Here is a 16,905-nt window from a genome sequence, read left to right as displayed (position 1 = left end):
TCGTCCTCACTTCACGGCGATCGGGTTGACGGGCGCGCCCACCGCGCCGGTCACCGGCAGCGGGGCGGCGACCAGCAGGAACTCGTGGACACCGTCGGCCGCGCAGTCCTCGGCGAGTGCTTCCAGGTCCCACATCTCGCCCAGCGGCAGGCCCATGTTGGGGATCGCGATCTGGTGCAGCGGGGACATCGCCGGCTCGGCGAACTCGTACGGGCGGACCTCAAGGCCCCAGGTGTCGGAGGCGATCGCGGCGATCTCGGTGCGGTGCAGCCAGCCGAGGGTGGTGAAGGACAGGCCGGGCGCGTCACCGGCCGCGTAGGTGCCCCAGCCGCCGAGCCGTCGCACCCGGCCGAGCTGGCCGGTGCGGACGAGGACCAGGTCGCCGCGGCGGACCGTGGAGGTGGCGCCCTGCGCCTCGATGGTGGCGCGCAGATGCTCCTCCAGGATGGCGAAGCCGTCCGGGAGTTCGCCGTTCGCGTCGCCGACCGCGCGGCCCACGTCGAGCAGGACACCGCGGCCCGTGAAGGCGTCCCGCATGTGCTCGATGCCGGTGACGGAGTCCCCGTCGCCGTTGACGATGGTGCACGGACGGCCGTTCCAGGCCCGCTTGTTGTCGTAGATGTGGCCCAACCCGTCCCATTGCGTGGACGCCTGAAGGGGCATCACGACATGGTCGTCGGCGCCGCCGAAGCCGTGCGGGAAGCCCTGCGTCCCGGCCGCCGCGTCGGAGCCGGTGTCCTTCATGTAGTGGACCGGGTTGATCCGGCCGCGGAAGCCGCGCTGCGGACCGTCCTCGTTGAACTCCAGCGCGAGGGAGAAGGGCCGCCCGCGCCGCACCAGACCGGCCGCGTGGGCGCGGATCGCGTCGTCGATGAAGTTGAGCGTGCCGAGCACGTCGTCCTCGCCCCAACGCCCCCAATTCCGGTAAGCCGCACGGGCTTTGGCCAGCTCCTCCTCGATCGGTCCCAGGGTCATCGCGTACGTCCTTTCAGCAGCAGGTCGAGGGCGTTGCCCCCGGCGACGGCGGCACGGTCGGCCGGGGCGAGTCCGGCGGCGTCGAGGCGGGCCACCGGGTCGTCGACGCCCATGTCGAAGGGGTGGTCGGTGCCGAGGACGACCCGGTCGGCGCCCACCTCCTCGACCAGGTGACGCAGGGCGCGCGGGGTGTAGACGAGGGCGTCGAACCACATGCGCCGCAGATAGGCGCTGGGCGGCTCGGCACAGCCGCGCGCGTCCCGCCGTACCCGCCACGCGTGGTCGGAACGGCCGATGTACGTCGGCAGATAGCCGCCACCGTGCGCGGCGACCAGCTTCAGTCGGGGGAAGCGGTCCAGGACGCCGGTGAAGATCAGACGGGAGAGGGCGACCGCGGTCTCGACCGGCTGGCCGACCGTGTTGCCCAGGTAGTGGGTGGCGAGCCGGGCGCCGAGGGAGCAGCCCCACGGGTGCACGAACACGACCGCGCCGAGCTCCTCGGCCTTGTGCCACACGAGGTCGTGGACGGGGTCGGCGAGTTCGCGTCCGTCGACGGTCGTGGACACGCTGACCCCGTACAGGCCGTGTTCGGTGACGGCCCGGTCGAGGAGGGCGACCGCCAGGTCGGGGTGCTGGAGGGGGATCGTGCCGAGCCCGTACAGCCGGTCCGGGGCCTCGGCGCAGTGCGCGGCGACGGCCTCGTTGGTGGTGCGGGCGAGGCCGAGGGCCAGGTCCGGGTCGGCCCAGTAGTGGTGCATCGGCATCGGGCCGACCACCTGGACGTCGACGCCCATCGCGTCGAGGTCGGCGAGGCGTGCCCCGACGTCCGTCAACCGCCGGGAAAGCCTCTGGAGTTGAGCCCGGTTCACCGCCAGCGACTCGGGGGAGTGGGCGCGCTGCTCCGCCGCCAGCTCGGCGGCGAGCCCCGGCGTGCCGGCCACCAGGGCGTCGGCGGCGGGGACCGCGAGATGGCCGTGGAAGTCGACGACCGGGGTGCTCATGCGGCCGCCGTCAGCGACTGGAGGGTCTCCGACATGATGCGGGCGGGGTCGGCGCCCGGTGTGCCCGGGTGAATCTCCCACTCGGCGAGGCGCAACGAGTTCTCCAGGACCATCCGCACCCGGGGCAGCCGCCGGGACATGAACTCGCCCAGGGCCCGCTCCACCGGCTGGTCCCCGGTGACCAGCTCCGCGAGCAGCACCGCGTCCTCCATGCACATCGCGGCGCCCTGCGCGATCAGCGGCGGACAGGCGTGGGCGGCGTCGCCGACGACCATCACCCGGCCCCGGTGCCAGGGCTCGTCGACGAGGACCGCCTCGATCCAGCGGTAGTCCACCGCCGTGTCGTCCGGCAGCGAGGCGATGACCTCGCCCCACAGGCCGCCGTATCCGGCGCCCCGCTCGCGCAGCAGGCCCAGCGGGGCGCGCGGGCCGACGAGGGAGGCGTCCAGGTTCTCGTCGAGGAGGTAGGCGTAGCACTGGTCGGGGGAGATGGGGCTGTAGCCGGCCTTGAAGCGGGGGCCGCCGTAGTACACCTCGGCGCAGTCCATCTCAGGCGGGCGGTGTCCGACGACGCGGAAGATGGACATCCCGACGGGGTGGGGCTTCGTCCCGATGCCGATGAGGCCGCGCATCGCCGAGTTGATGCCGTCGGCGCCCACCACCAGGTCGTAGCGCCCCGTCGAGCCGTCCGTGAAGGTGACGTCCACATGGTCGGCTGACTGGTCGAGCCGCTCGACGCTCAGGCCCAGCCGGACGGTGACGCCATGGTCGTACACGGCGTCGCACAGCGCGTTCTGGAGGTCGGAGCGCAGGGCACCGGCCGTCGACGGCAGGTCGGGGCCGCCCGTGTGCGGGGTGTCCAGCTGGACGATCAGCCCGCCGTCGGCCCGGCGCAGCCGCATGATGTCGAAGGGCACCGCCCGCCGCAGCACCCGCTCCAGCACCCCCACCGAGCGCAGCGCCTTGAGCGCGTTGCCCTGCACGGTGATGCCGTGTCCCACCCCGAACCACTGGGGCGAGATCTCGACGAGCTCGACGTCGGCGCCGCGCTGGGCGAGCGCCAGGGACAGCACGCTTCCGGTGATGCCGCCGCCGACGACGAGCACCTTGTGTACGGGCATGGGGGATCCTTGCGAACGTAGGAAAGGACGGGGTCAGCGCGGGCTGACTTGGTGGTAGTGCGCGACGGCCGGCGGCTCGGCGAAGAACGGTCCGACCAGGGCCCGCCACCGCTGGAACCGCTCGGACTCCCGGAAGCCCGTCATATGGGCCTCGACGGACTCCCAGCCGACCAGCAGCAGGAACACCCGCGGTCGTTCCTCGCAGCGCAGCAACTCGGCCCACCGGAATCCTTCGGCCTCGGCCAGCACCAGCCGCGCCTTGCCGAAGACCTCCTGGAACTCCTCCTCCCGGCCGGCCTCGACGGTCAGCCGGGCATGCTCGACAACCACGTGAACTCCTTGCTTCAGGGGTGCTCCGAGCCTGGTCGGCGGGGTGTGCGCGGTCAACGGATCGAGGCATCGGCAAGGGGGACGTCATGCATCCCGTACGGCGATGGAGGCGCAGCTCAGCGCGGAGACGGGCCGGTGATGGCAGGCATCGTGAACGGCCATTTCCGCCGCGCGTCCCAGGTGCCTAGCGTCGAAGCCGAGCCGCCCCCACCCCTACGAGGAGAGCGCCCGTGCCCGATCCCCTTCCCACCCACGCCGGACCCTTCGCCCTCGGCACCTTCCGTAGCGCCGCCGAGCCCTTCCCCGGCCTGGTCACCGGCGCCCGCGTACGCGACCTCTCCGACCTGGTCCCTTCCGTCAGGGCCCTGGTCGAGGACTGGGACCGGTGGCTGCCCCGCCTCGGTGATCTGACCGACGGCACCTGGCACGACCTCGCCGACCTGGAGGTCCTCGCCCCGATCGAGCCGGGCCAGATCCTGCAGAGCGGCGCCAACTACCGCAAGCACGTGGTCGATCTGGTGGCCGCCGAGAAGGAGAGCGTGCACGGCGCCACCCCCGAGGAGGCCCGCGCCGACGCCGAGCAGATGATGGACGAGCGGATACGTCATGGCGTGCCGTACGTCTTCCTCGGCTCGCCGCGCGCGATGTGCGGCCCCTACGACGACATCGTCCTGCCCGCGCTCGGCGAGCAGCACGACTGGGAGCTCGAACTCGCCCTCGTCATAGGGAAGTCGGGCCGGAACATCCCCGCCGACGAGGCCATGGCGTACGTCGCCGCCTACACGATCTGCAACGACCTCACCACCCGCGACCGCCTCTACCGGCCCGACCTCAAGGCCATCGGCACCGACTGGTTCACCGCCAAGAACGCCGACACCTTCCTGCCGACCGGCCCCTTCCTGGTCCCGGCGGCCTTCGTCGGCGACCCCGCCGACCTGCGGATCACCCTGCGCCACAACGGAGTCGTCCGGCAGGACGAGTCGACCAAGGACATGATCTTCGACATTCCCCGGCTGATCGCCTACGTCTCCACGACCACCACCCTGCGCCCCGGCGACCTGCTGCTCACCGGCTCACCGGCCGGCAACGGCGCCCACTGGGGCGTCTTCCTCACCCCCGGTGACGTCGTCGAGGCGGAGATCACGGGCCTCGGCCACCAGCGCAACACCGTCAGGAGCCACGCATGAGCTTCCAGCCCATCACCCATCTGCGCCATGTCGACCTGGCCGTACCGGACTTCGCGAAACAGCGTGCCTTCTACGGCGGCACCTGGGGGCTGACGGAGGTCGCGGGCGACAGCGGGATCGCCTTCTTCGCCGCGGAGGGGAGCCCCGAGCAGTACGTCGTCCGCATCCGCGAGGACCGGCGGAAGCGGATGGACCTGGTCGCCTTCGGAGCCGTGTCACCGGCCGCCGTGGACGAACTCCATGTCCGGCTCGGCCGCGCCGGGGTCCGACTCATCGGTGAGCCGGGGGTGTTGGACACGCCGGGCGGCGGCTACGGCTTCCGGTTCTTCGACCCGGACGGCCGGGTCGTGGAGGTGTCCGCCGACGTCGCCATCCGCGCCCACCGGAAAATCGAGGAGCGCGAGGCGATCCCCGTACGGCTCTCGCACTGCGTGGTCAACTCCCAGGACCCGGAAGGCCTCAGGGACTTCTACGTCGAGCACCTCGGCTTCCGGCTCACCGACACCCTGTACTCCACGCACATGGGCGACCTCATGTACTTCCTGCGGTGCAGCCCCCTGCACCACTCCTTCGCCATCGCCCGCGGCCCCCATGTCTCCCTGCACCACGCCTCGTTCGAGATGCGCGGCGTCGAGGAGTACATGCGCGGCACCGGACGCGCGCTGCGCGCCGGGACCCGGCTCACCTGGGGGCCGGGACGGCATCTCGCGGGCGACAACACCTTCTCCTACTTCCACGACCCGCACGGCAACACCGTGGAGTACACCACCGAACTGGCCGTCCTCGAAGAGGACCTGTGGCACCCCGGCCGCCATGACGTGGACGACCCGATCACCCAGGACCAGTGGGGCACCGCCGACCCGATGAGCGAGTCGGTCGCCAAGGAGCAGTTCAACGACCCCGACGTGCTCTTCGTGGCCCCGCCCGTCTGACCAACCGACAGCAGAAAGGCCGCAGTTGTGGCAGAGATCCTGAAGCACGCCGTCCCCAAGGCCGAGGTGGCCGCCTCCCTCGACCAGGTGCGCGACACCGTCGAGGGCGTCATCGCGGACATCCGCGAGCGCGGCGACGACGCCGTGCGGGAGTACTCCGAGAAGTTCGACAACTGGAGCCCCGGCTCCTTCCGGCTCTCCGCCGAGGAGGTGGAGAAGATCGTCGCGTCGGTGCCGCAACAGGTCATCGCCGACATCCGGTTCGTGCAGGACCAGGTCCGCGCCTTCGCCCGCCGTCAGCTGGACTCCATGGGGGAGTTCGAGGTGGAGACCCTGCCAGGCGTGCGGCTCGGCCAGAAGCACATCCCCGTGCAGGCGGCCGGCGCCTACATCCCGGGCGGCCGTTACCCGCTCACCGCCTCCGCCCACATGACCATCGTCACCGCCAAGGTCGCGGGCGTGCCCCGGGTCGTCGCGTGCACGCCGCCGATCCGCGGGGAGATACCGGCCGCGACGGTCGCCGCGATGCATCTCGCAGGCGCCGACGAGATCTGGCTCCTCGGCGGGGTCCAGGCCGTCGCGGCGATGGCCGTCGGGACCGATTCCATGCAGCCCGTGAACCTGATCGCCGGGCCCGGCAACGCCTATGTCGCCGAGGCCAAGCGGCAGTTGTTCGGGGAGATCGGCATCGACCTGTTCGCCGGGCCCACCGAGATCCTCGTGCTCGCCGACGACGACGCCGACCCGTTCGTCTGCGCGGTCGACCTCCTCTCGCAGGCCGAGCACGGCCCCGACTCCCCGGCCGTCCTCATCACCACCTCCCGCGAGGTCGCCGAGCGGACGATCGCCGAGGTGGAACGCATCCTGCCCGGCATGCCGACCCGTGACTACGCGGAACCCGCCTGGCGCGACCACGGCCAGGTGCACGTCGTCGACACGATCGACGAACTGTACGCACTGGCAGACGAGTTCGCCTTCGAGCACGTCGAGGTGCTGACGGCCGAGCCGCGACTCGCCCTGGAGCGCATGACCCAGTACGGCGCCCTGTTCCTAGGCGAGGGCACCTGTGTCTCCTTCGGCGACAAGGTCATCGGCACCAACCACGTGCTGCCGACCCGGGGCGCGGCCCGCTACACCGGTGGGCTGTGGGTGGGGAAGTACCTCAAGACGGTGACGTACCAGGAGGTCACCGACACCGGGTCGCAGGCGCTGCTCGGACGGCTGTGCGGGCGCGCTTCCCGGGTGGAGCTCTTCGAGGGGCACGCCCGCTCCGGCGACGTACGGGCCGCGAAGGCCGCCGGTGACGCGCTGCCCTGGAACACCGAGTGAGCCTGCACGGGCGTACCGCCCTCGTCACCGGCGGGGGAGGGCCGTTGGGGCGGGCGTTCGCGCGCGCCCTCGCGGACGCCGGGGCCACCCGGATCGTGCTCGCGGGGCGCAATGAGCGGGCACTGAAGGAGGCTGCCGAGCAAGTGGGTGAGGCCGCGCGGACGGCCGTATGCGATGTCTCCGACCCGGACTCCGTGCGCGCCCTGGCCGACGAACTCGCCGATGAGGACGTGTCGTTGCTCGTCAACAACGCTGGCGTCGCGGGCCCGGTCAAGCCGCTCGTCGACATCGCGCCGGACGAGTGGGACGACGTGTTCGCCGCCAACGTCCGCGGCGTCTACCTCATGTGCCGCGCCTTCCTGCCGCCGATGATCGAGGCAGGCCGGGGCGACATCGTCAACGTCGCCTCGGTCAGCGGGAAACGGCCGCTCCTGAACCGCACCCCGTACACCGCCTCCAAGATGGCGCTGCTCGGCCTGACCCGCACCCTGGCAGGGGAGGTGGGGGCGCGGGGCGTCGCGGTCAACTCCCTCTCCCCAGGCCCTGTTCGCGGCCCGCGCATGGACCGCAATTTCCGCCTCACGGCCGAACTCACCGGCTGCACGGTCGAGGAGGCCGAACGCGACTTCGCCTCCCGGGCCGCGCTCGGCCGGCTGGTGGAGGAGCACGAGGTCGCTCAGGCTCTGGTGGCGATGCTGGCCATGCCCGGCCTCTGCGGAGCCGACCTCGACCTGTCGGCGGGAATGGTCGCGCCCGCCTGACCGGCGTCTGTCGCCACCCTGTGTAATCGCCATGAAGTGGGCCGTGCGATCCGAGGCATCGGGTTCAAGGATGTCTCCGCACGGCCCCTATTGCCTGTTGGGGCAGGCTGCTTCACTCCTTCCAGCGCACCGCAAGGTGCCCTCGCCCAGTCCGTCGTGACCATCTGCCGACGGTGGGCCATCACGCTGCGCGACGGCGCACTCGAACCCTCGGAAGGCAAGCAATGACGCTGATCACCCGACGCTCGGTCCTGATCGCCGGTACGGCCACGGCCGGCGCCGTCCTGCTCCCGACGGCCACCGCCTCGGCCGGTACGAAGTCGACGACCGGCAAGAAGATCACGGTCGGTGCGGGGGAGACGTACGAACTCTCCACCACCACCCGCGTGACCGAGCTGTCCGTCGCCGAGGGCGGCATCCTCGCCGCCCCCGACGGCTACAGCCTCTCCCTGACCGTCGACGGCGTCGAGACCGGCCAGCTCCTGACCGAGACGGGCGGCACCGCGACCCTGATCCAGGCCGGCACCTACCGCGGTGACGTCGTCCTCACGGTCGCAGAGGCCAACGACATCACGTACGAGACCCTCACCTTCCCCTTCCGGCAGGCCGTGTACGTCGACGCCGACGGAGTCGACCGCGACAAGTCCGTCCTGACCGCCGTGCAGGGCGGCAAGCTCACCGACACCCTCGCGAAGAGCGTGTCGATCACCTCGACGGGCGAGTGCTTCGACGGCGTGTTCGTCCAGGACGCCGCCTACACGCTTCAGAACCCGACCATCTCCCTGACCGGCAAAGGCCGTTGCGACTTCGCCGGCTACGGCGCCGCGGTCGTCGGTGACGGCTCCGGCACCAAGCTGGTGGTGGACGGCGCCCGGATCGACACCAAGGGCGTGGTCCGTACGACCGTCATCGCCAACGACGGCGCCAACGTGGTCGTGAAGAACTCCCGCCTCCGCGCCCGCAACGGCGTCCTTCCGGCCGACTACCAGGCCACCGTCGAGACCCCGTACATGCAGTCCGTGCCGTGGATGCTGGGCCTGGACGGCAACGTCCGCGCCACCAACCTCATCGGGGCGGGCACCAAGGCGACGTACATCAACTCCACCGTCTTCTCGGAGACCTGGGGTGCCCTGTCGGTCGAGGGCGGCAAGGCGCTGAAGCTGACCGTGCTGGGCAGCCACATCGGCAACACCGGCGACTACGGCTACGGCACCTACGCCATCGGCGACGCGACCGTACGGGTCCTGGGCTCCCGGTTCGACGTCGGCTCCTACGCGACGATCATCGCGGGCCCGGCCGCCGTCGTGCACTACGGCGACAGCACCCGGGCCGCCGTGGCCGCACTCAACGACGAACTCGAACTGGGGCTGTCCAGCGCCGAGTTGAAGACCATCCCGGTCACCAACACCGTCGTGAACTCGGGCCACTTCGGCTACATGTTCTTCGGCGCAGGCACCCTGACCCTCGACGGCGGCACGGTCGTCAACTCCGAGCGCGCCACCTTCCTCAACAAGGGCCAGCAGACCGCGATCACCGTCGACGGTTCCGAGGGGGCGAGGCTCAATCCGGCGGACGGGATCATCCTCCAGATGATCGAGCTGGACGACCCGGGTCCGGTCATGACCGACGGCAAGATGCTCAACACCGGCGTCTACACCGAACCCACGACCGACCCGACGGCGGACTCCGCCTTCGACGTCACGACCGCCCACTCCACCGACGGCGCCGCCACCTTCACCTCCATCAAGCTGAAGGGCGACTTCTACAACGGCATGCGCAAGGGCAAGAACATGGTCCTCACCTTCGAGGACACCACCGTCGAGGGCGTCATCTCCGCCACCCGGACCAAGCACCGCGTCCCGACGATCGACGCCTCGACGTTCTACGAGCTGGGCATCGTGACCAACACCGTCCAGCCGGCCGTCAACAACGGCGTCGTGGTGTCGCTGGGCAGCGGCTCCACCTGGACGGTCACCGGAACGTCGTACGTCACCGCCCTCACCGTCGCCGCCGACGCCGCGGTCAAGGCGCCGCGCGGCAAGACCCTCACCGTGACGGTCGACGGCTCGGCCACGACCGTCGCACCGGGCCGGACGTACACCGGCGCCATCACGCTCACCGTCGCCTAGGAAGGCTAGGAAGGCTAGGAAGGCTAGGAAGGCGGAGCGGGCGCGGCCGTCACGTCAGCCGCGCCCGGGCCTCCTTCTCGATCTGTTCGAACTGGGCGCCCATGGCCTCCGCCAGGGCCTGGGCGCCCGAGAGCGGGCGGACCATGACCATGAACTCGTCGATCAGACCGTCCTCGTTCACATGCAGGAAGTCGCAGCCGGTGAGCTCGCGGTCGCCGACCCGCGCGGTGAAGACGAGCGCGTGGTTCTCGCCGTCCGTGCCCTCGATCTCACGGACGTAGCGGAAGTCCTCGAAGACCCGTGACACCCCGCGCAGGATCGCGGCCGTGATCGCCTTGCCCGGGTACGGCTTGAAGACCACCGGGCTGGTGAACACCACGTCCTCCGCCAGCAGCGCCTCGACGGCATCGAAGTCCCATGCCTCGACGGCCTCACGGAAAGCGCGCATCCGACCTCATCTCATAGTCAATTTATTGATTAGGTGTGGATGAGGCTAGACCCCGATCGACGGCATGTCCATGGGGGCAGGCCGGTGCTCGCCTAAGCTGACGCGATGTTCAGCCCCGAAGGCCCGAGCCTGCGCGAACTCGTCGTCCAGGCCCTGTCGTCCGTGGAACACGGCTACGACCTGCTCGCCCCGAAGTTCGACCACACGCCCTTCCGCACCCCCGACTCCGTGCTGGACTCCGTCGCGAAGGCGCTGGCCCGCGACGGACGCTTCGACGCCGGCCTCGATCTGTGCTGCGGCACGGGTGCCGGCGTGGAGGTGCTCGCGCGGGTCTGCCGGGTGAGCGTCACCGGTGTTGACTTCAGTGCGGGGATGCTGGCCGTGGCACGCGACCGTGTACGGCCCTCCGGCGCCGGTCCGCGGGTCGACTGGGTGCGCGGGGACGTCCGGGCCCTGCCGTTCGGCCCCGCCTTCGACCTCGTCGTCAGCTTCGGGGCCTTCGGGCACTTCCTGCCGCGCGAGCTTCCGGGGCTCTTCGGCCAGGTCCGCTCCGTGCTGCGGCCGGGTGGCCGCTTCGTCTTCCCGGTGGTCGCTCCGCCCCGCCCCCTGTCCCTCGGCTACTGGATGCTGCTGGGCTTCGACCTGGTCATGCGGGTGCGCAACGCGCTGTGGCGGCCTCCGTTCGTCATGTACTACCGGGCCTTCCGGCTGGGGGAGGTGCGCCGGGAACTGGAGGCCGCCGGGTTCCGTGTCGACCTGGAGGCGCTGCCGGAGTTCGGGCGGCGCGGCGACGGAAGCCCGCGGGTGCGCATGGTGGTGGCGAGCCTGCCGCACTGAGGGCCGGGGCCGGTCGCAGGGAGGGGTGGGCCCCTCCACGTCCGGTTCCCCGCCGATCCGGTCACCGAGGGACTGGACCCGGCGGGGTCGGTGGTGCGCTTGTGCTCCCGTCGGCGGGCAGGGTGAACTCGTAGACCAGCGCGTCCTGTTGGGCGTCCAGCACCAGGTCGGTGATCTCCAGCGGGCGGGCGTACTGGTCGTGCACCCGCCGGGTCACCCGGACCGACGGCGTGTCCGCGAGCGGGGTGATGGAGTCGCGGTGGTGCAGGGTCAGCCCCGCCCGTCGCATCCAGTCGTACGCCCGCCCCAGCTGGGCCGCGGTGGTGCCGTCGGCCCGGTCCCGGTAGCGGCCCAGCTCCTCGACCTCGGCCAGCGCCACCGCGGAGAAGGACGTCACGGCCGTACGGCGGCCCGCGGTGCCGGCCGACTCGTAGCGGTGCACCAGGGTCGGCCGGTGCGGGGCGAGCCCCAGCGCCTCGGCGTGCTCGGGTGGCGGGGTCTCCCAGGTGACGGTGGCGCGGTCGGCGGTGCGGGTGTGCGCGGCGCCGACCGGGAACGCGAGCGCGGACGGCGTCCGGACCGGCTCGGACGGCAGCGCGGCATGGCTGCCGCGCCGGTCGGTGGAGACCAGACCGCTGCGCCGCAGCACCTCGAGGGCCTGCCGTACGGTCTCTCTGCTGACTCCGAAGTGCTCCGCCAACCGCCGCTCGCCCGGCAGCCGTTCACCGGGCGGGACGGTTCCGTCGCGCAGTTCACCGAGCAACTGCGTGGCGATCCTCCAGTACAGCGGTTGGTCCTCGTGCGGGGTGGTGCGGGCCATGCCGCGCCTCCTGTTGGTGACGTGCGGTAGCCGTGCGGGCTCATTGCGCCACCAGATCTAGCATTGGTCTAAACCACCAGGGAAGAGCGGTCGGGCGGTTCGGCCGAAACGGACCGCCGCTCACAACGCCCGGTACAGGGCGTCGACGAGCGCCATCTTCCTTGGGTCATCGGCGATTTGAGGCCCCATACGGTTCATGACGTACCCGAGCGACACCCCCGCCTCCGGGTCGGCGAGACCGCACGAGCCGCCGAAGCCGTCATGTCCGAAAGCGCGCGGGTTCGGCCCGTACGATCCGCTCCCCCCGCTCAGCCACAGCCCGAGCGCCACCTCGGTGTCCCGGCCGAGCCCGGCGCCCAACACCAGGTCCCGGCAGACGCCTTGCCCCTCGCGCACCCGCTCGGCCGCCTCGGGGGACAGGATCCGACGGCCGTCCAGGCTGCCCCGGCCCGCGAAGACGCCGTACAGCCGGGCCACCGCACGCGCGGTGCCGTGCCCGTTGGCGGCGGGGATCTCGGCGGCCCGCCACCCCGGCGAGTTGGCGTCCGCCGCACCCATCACGGGGTTGGCCAGCGCGGCGAGCGCCAACGGCGGCAACTGGACGGCCGCGGCTTCCTGTTCGCCCCCCGACGCCGGAGCCATGTGCACCAGCTCGGCCGCCCGGCCGTACTCCTGCTCCGGCAGTCCGATGGTGAAGTCGATCCCGAGCGGCCCGGTCACCTCCCGTCGCAGGAAGGCCCCCGGCAGCAGCCCCGAGACCCGCCGCACCACTTCCCCGACCAGGAAGCCGTACGTCAGCGCGTGATACCCCGACCGTGTCCCCGGCTCCCACCAGGGCTCCGTCGCCGCCAGCCGGCGCACCGTGAACTCCCAGTCGTACAGCTCCTGGAGCGAGTGCGGCGCGCGGGGGCCGGACAGCCCCGCCCGGTGCGACAGCAGATGCCGTACGAGCACCTTCTCCTTGCCCGCCGCGGCGAACTCGGGCCAGTACTCGGCCACCGGCGCGTCGAGGTCGAGCAGCCCCCGGTCGGCGAGGATGTGTGCGCACAGGGCCGTCGGCCCCTTCGACGTCGACCAGACGTTGACCAGGGTGTCCCGCTCCCACCTCCTGCTGTGCGCCGCGTCCGCCCAGCCGCCCCACAGATCGACCACGACCCGCCCGTCGACCGTCACGGCGACGGCGGCACCCAGCTCGCCCCGGTCCCGGAAGTTCTCCTCGAACGCCTCGCGCACCGCGGCGAACCGCCCGTCGCAATGGCCGTGGACCAGGGGGTCGTGATCGGACATGCGCCGCCTCCGTGTCGTCCATCGGAAAGCCGGGCCGCGACACCGCGGCCCGGACCCTGCGAACATACCGACTGGTCGGACGGGGCGGAAGGTGTCCGACGTTCCTCAGAGACGCGAGCGCAGCCAGCGGAGCTTGACCGCCTCCTGGTAAGGGCCGCCGCCCTCATGGTCGTTGAAGTCGTAGACCTCGATCTCCTTGTCGTCGTGCGCCCAGTTGTTGAACGCCGCGAACACGGTCGAGGGCGGGCAGGTCAGGTCCTCCAGGGCCGTCGAGAAGAGGGCCGGGGCGCTGCCGCGTGCGGCGAAGTGGACGCCGTCGAAGTAGGAGAGGGTGCGCAGGGTGTCCTCGGTGCGACCGCGGTGCGTCCTGAGGAACAGGCCTATCTCGCGGTACGGGTGACGGTCCGTCATGGTCGCCGCGCGCGGGAAGTGGCACAGGAACGGCACGTCCGGCGCGACCGCCACCAGGTCCGGCACCAGCCCGCCCACCGCGAGCGTGATGCCGCCGCCCTGGCTGATGCCGGTGACCGCGGTGCGCGCGGGATCGACGAGCGGATGCGTTCGGGCCGCCTCGACGGCACGTACGGCGTCGGTGAACAGGCGGCGGTAGTAGTACGTTTCGGGCGACTCGATGCCCCGGGTCATGTAACCGGGGTAGGAGGGACCCGCCCCGACCGGATCGGCCGTGGCGCCACCGCCGCCGTTCCCACTGCCCTGGCCGCGCGTGTCCATCACGAAGTGCGCACGGCCCGTCGACGCCCACAGCAGATGCTCGTGCGCCAGCCCACGGCCGAGGCCGTAACCCACGAACTCCACCACGACCGGGAGGGGTTCCGTGGCCGCGGCGGGCACGGTGAGCCAGCCCTTCACCGGGTGACCGCCGAACCCGGCGAACGTCACGTCGTACACCCGCACCGTGGCGAGCCCCGTGTCGACGGGCTCGAACCGGGCGTTCAGGTCGTGCTCCCTGGCCTCCTGGAGGGTCTTGGACCAGAACGCGTCGAAGCCCTCGGGCTCCGGCGACGTGCTGCGATACGTGCGGAGCTCATCGAGGGGAAGGTCGAACAGGGCCATGTAGGACCGCCTTTGGGATGAGGAGTGTGGATGAGGCGCGGGGATGAGCCGCGCGGACGACGGGTGCGGATGATCACACCGTACGTTGGTGGTCCGATGAATCGCCAGGCCTGTGCCCGGTGACGGGCCTACGATGGCGCCATGTCAGCTGCCTCCGAAGTGCCTGTTCGGAATGTCGAACTGCTGGTCAGAGATGCCGACCTGCTCGTCGTGGACGGAGAGCGGGAGATCCCGGGCGGCTGGGTCGCCCTAACAGGTGGTCGGGTCACCGGCGTCGGAACGGCGGGAAGCGAACCCGAGGCCGCCACCACCGTCTCCGCCGCCGGACGGCTGGTCACACCGGGCCTGGTCAACACCCACCACCACATCTACCAGAACCTCACCCGTTCCTACGCCCCCGCCGTCAACGGCACCCTCTTCGACTGGCTGACCACGCTGTACCCGCTGTGGGCCGGCCTCGACGAGGAGGCCGCGTACGTGTCGGCGTACGTCGGTATGGCCGAACTCCTCATGGGCGGCTGCACCACCTCCTCCGACCACCTCTACGTCCACCCGCGTCCGCGCCTGGTCGACGCCGAGATCCGCGCGGCCCGCGACATCGGCTTCCGCTTCCACGCGACCCGTGGCTCGATGACCCGGTCCGTGGAGGACGGGGGACTGCCGCCGAGGAGCGTCACGCAGTCCATGGACGAGGTCCTGGCCGACAGCGAGCGCCTGATCAAGGCCCACCACGATCCCGAACCGGGCGCCCTGATCCGCGTCGCGCTCGCGCCCTGCTCACCGTTCTCGGTGACCAAGGAGGTCATGACGGCCACCGCGGAACTCGCCGAGCGGTACGACGTCCGCCTCCACACGCACCTCGCCGAGGACCACGACGAGGACACCTACTGCCTGGAGACGTACGGCTGCCGGCCCGTCGAGTACTTCGAGGACTGCGGCTGGATGAGCGACCGCACCTGGGTGGCCCACTGCATCTACCCGAACGACACCGAGCTGCGCCGCCTCGCGGACGCGGGCGTCGGCGTGGCCCACTGCCCCAGCTCCAACATGCTGATCGGCGGCGGCACGGCCCGCGTCGGCGAGATGCGCGCACTCGGTCTGCCCGTCGGCATCGGCTGCGACGGCTCCGCCTCCACCGACCACGCCTCCCTCTGGATGGAGACCCGCAACGCCCTGCTGCTGGGCCGCTACCGCGGTGGCCCCGGCGCCATGACCGCCCGCGACGCCCTCGACATGGCCACCCGAGGCTCGGCCCGCTGCCTGGGCCGCGCCGACGAGATCGGCCACCTCCGCCCCGGCGCCTGTGCCGACCTCGTCGTCTGGGACCTCCACGAGATCGCCCTCGCGGGCGCGTTGACCGACCCGGTCGAATCGTGGCTGCGCTGCGGCCCGGCCCGCGCCTGGACGACGGTCGTCGCCGGCCGGGTACTGGTCGACCGCGGCGAACCGACCCTCCCGGGCCTGCGGGACGCCCTGCGGGACCACGGACGGGTGGCGCGGCGGATGCAGGGGGTGGGCTAGGGCGGCGGTGGTGGCGGGGCGTGGCCGGTCGGACCTGAACCTCGGCCGCGCCGCACGACGTTGCGCCGACGCGGAGCGCGCCCGCGCGGGAGACGAGGCCGACGACATGGGGCCGGGGCGTCGGCGGGGACGCGGACGGGGACGGGCAGCGCGGGCTGGGCGGCACGCCCGCCGCACGACTCGTCTGGCGGGGGACGCCTGTCGCAGGGGCTCGGTGGGTCGGGGATGCCCGTAGCCGTCGGGCGAGCGGGCGGTGTCAGAGAAGTGCCGGGTCCGGGCGTCTGCTCGCGCTGGGCGGGCGGTGTCCGAGAAGTGCCGGGCCCGGGTGTCTGCTCGCGCCGGGTGGGCGGGCGGTGTCAGGAAAGTGCGGGGCCCGGGTGTCTGCTCGCGCCGGGCGGGCGGTGTCCGAGAAGTGCCGGGCCCGGGTGTCTGCTCGCGCTGGGCGGGCGGTGTCGGGAAAGTGCGGGGCCCGGGTGTCCGCTCACGCCGGGCGGCGGCGGGTCCACTCCGGTTCTGTGCGGGCCCACTCCGCCTCCCACTCGGCGAGGCGGTGACGGGTGGACACATGGCGTACGGCGAGGCGGCCGAGGAGGATCACGCCGACCGTGCCCGCCGCGGCGCAGACGCCCATGGTGACGGTGTGCTGCCAGATCGCGACGGCGTTCGGCGGCGCGGGGACGTCGCGGCCCCGGGCGTCGAACCAGACCGTGACGACGTCACCGTCGTGCGAGCCGGCCGGGACGCGGGCGGTGGCCGTCCGCCGTCCCTCGCCGGGCTCGGTCCAGGAGACCGTCGTACGGAAGGAGCGCGCCCGGCTGCCCTGCACCGTGGGCAGTTCGTCCGGGATCCGGCCGACGACCTCGGCCCGCACGCTGTGCCGGTCGGCGCGCTGCGCCACCGCGGCGGCCTGCGCCTCGCTGTGCGCCCAGCGAGCCGTCAGCGCCCCGGCGAGAGGCGCGGCCACGAGCAGCAGCAGGACGACGACCAGCGTCGTCCACGCCTCGACGACGTCCGACCGGCGCCGCAGCGGATTGTGCCGCCAGCGCCAGCCGCGGACCCGGGTTCGCATGTCGACCTCCTCGCATCGGTGCGAGTGCCCACATCGTTGTCCGATACCCCGTATGGAGGACATTGTCCACCCCGGCGCCATGAC

The 16,905-nt window shown here is 71.7% G+C and carries 16 protein-coding genes; 7 read left to right on the top strand and 9 right to left on the bottom strand.

From position 1 onward, the window contains the following. Positions 1-6 precede the first annotated feature (6 nt). The 4 genes from OG885_RS05545 to OG885_RS05530 are packed head-to-tail and all read right to left on the bottom strand — an operon-like array spanning position 7 to position 3,427. The gene (locus tag OG885_RS05545) at positions 7-975 is read right to left on the bottom strand and encodes a cyclase family protein (protein ID WP_405726891.1); all 969 of its coding nucleotides are present in this window, start codon (positions 973-975) and stop codon (positions 7-9) included. After that, positions 972-1,976 carry an amidohydrolase family protein gene (locus OG885_RS05540; RefSeq protein WP_405726889.1) on the bottom strand — a complete coding sequence of 335 codons (1,005 nt, stop codon included), beginning with the start codon at positions 1,974-1,976 and terminating at the stop codon, positions 972-974. The genes OG885_RS05545 and OG885_RS05540 overlap by 4 nt, the downstream gene beginning before the upstream one ends. Next, positions 1,973-3,097 (bottom strand): FAD-dependent monooxygenase, encoded by a 1,125-nt coding sequence (locus tag OG885_RS05535; protein WP_405726886.1) that lies wholly within the window; start codon positions 3,095-3,097, stop codon positions 1,973-1,975. The genes OG885_RS05540 and OG885_RS05535 overlap by 4 nt, the downstream gene beginning before the upstream one ends. Before the next feature lie 33 nt (positions 3,098-3,130). Next, on the bottom strand, positions 3,131-3,427 hold the full coding sequence (locus OG885_RS05530; protein ID WP_405726883.1) for an antibiotic biosynthesis monooxygenase family protein: 297 nt from the start codon (positions 3,425-3,427) through the stop codon (positions 3,131-3,133). A gap of 230 nt (positions 3,428-3,657) precedes the next feature. Between OG885_RS05530 and OG885_RS05525 the strand changes: the two genes are divergently transcribed. From OG885_RS05525 to OG885_RS05505, 5 genes are all read left to right on the top strand, one after another. After that, positions 3,658-4,614: a fumarylacetoacetate hydrolase family protein gene (locus OG885_RS05525; protein ID WP_405726880.1), complete on the top strand. Its 957-nt coding sequence runs from the start codon at positions 3,658-3,660 to the stop codon at positions 4,612-4,614. Continuing rightward, a complete protein-coding gene (locus OG885_RS05520) occupies positions 4,611-5,546 on the top strand; it encodes a VOC family protein (protein ID WP_405726877.1) in 936 nt (311 codons plus the stop codon). Before OG885_RS05525 ends, OG885_RS05520 begins: the two co-directional genes overlap by 4 nt. A gap of 27 nt (positions 5,547-5,573) precedes the next feature. Further along, positions 5,574-6,875, top strand: a complete 1,302-nt coding sequence (hisD, locus tag OG885_RS05515; protein WP_405726874.1) for a histidinol dehydrogenase — start codon at positions 5,574-5,576, stop codon at positions 6,873-6,875. Further along, complete coding sequence (locus OG885_RS05510) at positions 6,872-7,636, top strand: SDR family NAD(P)-dependent oxidoreductase (RefSeq protein WP_405726871.1); 765 nt, start codon at positions 6,872-6,874, stop codon at positions 7,634-7,636. The genes hisD and OG885_RS05510 overlap by 4 nt, the downstream gene beginning before the upstream one ends. Positions 7,637-7,860: 224 nt before the next feature. Beyond that, positions 7,861-9,765, top strand: a complete 1,905-nt coding sequence (locus OG885_RS05505) for a hypothetical protein (protein ID WP_405726868.1) — start codon at positions 7,861-7,863, stop codon at positions 9,763-9,765. A gap of 49 nt (positions 9,766-9,814) precedes the next feature. On the opposite strand, the gene OG885_RS05500 is transcribed toward OG885_RS05505, so the two are convergent. Further along, the gene (locus tag OG885_RS05500; protein ID WP_399954647.1) at positions 9,815-10,213 is read right to left on the bottom strand and encodes a nuclear transport factor 2 family protein; all 399 of its coding nucleotides are present in this window, start codon (positions 10,211-10,213) and stop codon (positions 9,815-9,817) included. A 105-nt stretch (positions 10,214-10,318) separates the two neighbouring features. Here OG885_RS05500 and OG885_RS05495 point away from each other — a divergent pair, with 105 nt between their 5' ends. Further along, positions 10,319-11,050: a methyltransferase domain-containing protein gene (locus tag OG885_RS05495; RefSeq protein WP_405726864.1), complete on the top strand. Its 732-nt coding sequence runs from the start codon at positions 10,319-10,321 to the stop codon at positions 11,048-11,050. Between the two features lie 61 nt (positions 11,051-11,111). On the opposite strand, the gene OG885_RS05490 is transcribed toward OG885_RS05495, so the two are convergent. The 3 genes from OG885_RS05490 to OG885_RS05480 form a co-directional block, all read right to left on the bottom strand. Then, complete coding sequence (locus OG885_RS05490; protein ID WP_405726861.1) at positions 11,112-11,870, bottom strand: GntR family transcriptional regulator; 759 nt, start codon at positions 11,868-11,870, stop codon at positions 11,112-11,114. A gap of 120 nt (positions 11,871-11,990) precedes the next feature. Continuing rightward, positions 11,991-13,157 carry a serine hydrolase domain-containing protein gene (locus OG885_RS05485; RefSeq protein ID WP_405726858.1) on the bottom strand — a complete coding sequence of 389 codons (1,167 nt, stop codon included), beginning with the start codon at positions 13,155-13,157 and terminating at the stop codon, positions 11,991-11,993. Between the two features lie 105 nt (positions 13,158-13,262). Continuing rightward, positions 13,263-14,231, bottom strand: a complete 969-nt coding sequence (locus tag OG885_RS05480; protein ID WP_405726855.1) for an acetylxylan esterase — start codon at positions 14,229-14,231, stop codon at positions 13,263-13,265. A gap of 141 nt (positions 14,232-14,372) precedes the next feature. Here OG885_RS05480 and OG885_RS05475 point away from each other — a divergent pair, with 141 nt between their 5' ends. After that, positions 14,373-15,752, top strand: a complete 1,380-nt coding sequence (locus tag OG885_RS05475) for an 8-oxoguanine deaminase (RefSeq protein WP_405726852.1) — start codon at positions 14,373-14,375, stop codon at positions 15,750-15,752. Positions 15,753-16,233: 481 nt separating this feature from the next. On the opposite strand, the gene OG885_RS05470 is transcribed toward OG885_RS05475, so the two are convergent. After that, positions 16,234-16,821: a hypothetical protein gene (locus tag OG885_RS05470; protein ID WP_405726849.1), complete on the bottom strand. Its 588-nt coding sequence runs from the start codon at positions 16,819-16,821 to the stop codon at positions 16,234-16,236. Positions 16,822-16,905 lie beyond the last annotated feature (84 nt).

Origin of the sequence: Streptomyces sp. NBC_00028, assembly GCF_045041065.1 — a bacterium.
In the GTDB taxonomy this organism is placed as follows: Bacteria; Actinomycetota; Actinomycetes; order Streptomycetales; family Streptomycetaceae; genus Streptomyces.
This window is presented reverse-complemented; position numbering and strand designations above follow the sequence as displayed.

Bases quoted from the DNA above. Each gene is read 5' to 3' on its own strand.
- OG885_RS05545 (WP_405726891.1), bottom strand. From the start codon at position 975: ATGACCCTGGGACCGATCGAGGAGGAGCTGGCCAAAGCCCGTGCGGCT.
- OG885_RS05540 (WP_405726889.1), bottom strand. From the start codon at position 1,976: ATGAGCACCCCGGTCGTCGACTTCCACGGCCATCTCGCGGTCCCCGCC.
- OG885_RS05535 (WP_405726886.1), bottom strand. From the start codon at position 3,097: ATGCCCGTACACAAGGTGCTCGTCGTCGGCGGCGGCATCACCGGAAGC.
- OG885_RS05520 (WP_405726877.1), top strand. From the start codon at position 4,611: ATGAGCTTCCAGCCCATCACCCATCTGCGCCATGTCGACCTGGCCGTA.
- OG885_RS05505 (WP_405726868.1), top strand. From the start codon at position 7,861: ATGACGCTGATCACCCGACGCTCGGTCCTGATCGCCGGTACGGCCACG.
- OG885_RS05500 (WP_399954647.1), bottom strand. From the start codon at position 10,213: ATGCGCGCTTTCCGTGAGGCCGTCGAGGCATGGGACTTCGATGCCGTC.
- OG885_RS05495 (WP_405726864.1), top strand. From the start codon at position 10,319: ATGTTCAGCCCCGAAGGCCCGAGCCTGCGCGAACTCGTCGTCCAGGCC.
- OG885_RS05490 (WP_405726861.1), bottom strand. From the start codon at position 11,870: ATGGCCCGCACCACCCCGCACGAGGACCAACCGCTGTACTGGAGGATC.
- OG885_RS05485 (WP_405726858.1), bottom strand. From the start codon at position 13,157: ATGTCCGATCACGACCCCCTGGTCCACGGCCATTGCGACGGGCGGTTC.
- OG885_RS05480 (WP_405726855.1), bottom strand. From the start codon at position 14,231: ATGGCCCTGTTCGACCTTCCCCTCGATGAGCTCCGCACGTATCGCAGC.
- OG885_RS05475 (WP_405726852.1), top strand. From the start codon at position 14,373: ATGTCAGCTGCCTCCGAAGTGCCTGTTCGGAATGTCGAACTGCTGGTC.
- OG885_RS05470 (WP_405726849.1), bottom strand. From the start codon at position 16,821: ATGCGAACCCGGGTCCGCGGCTGGCGCTGGCGGCACAATCCGCTGCGG.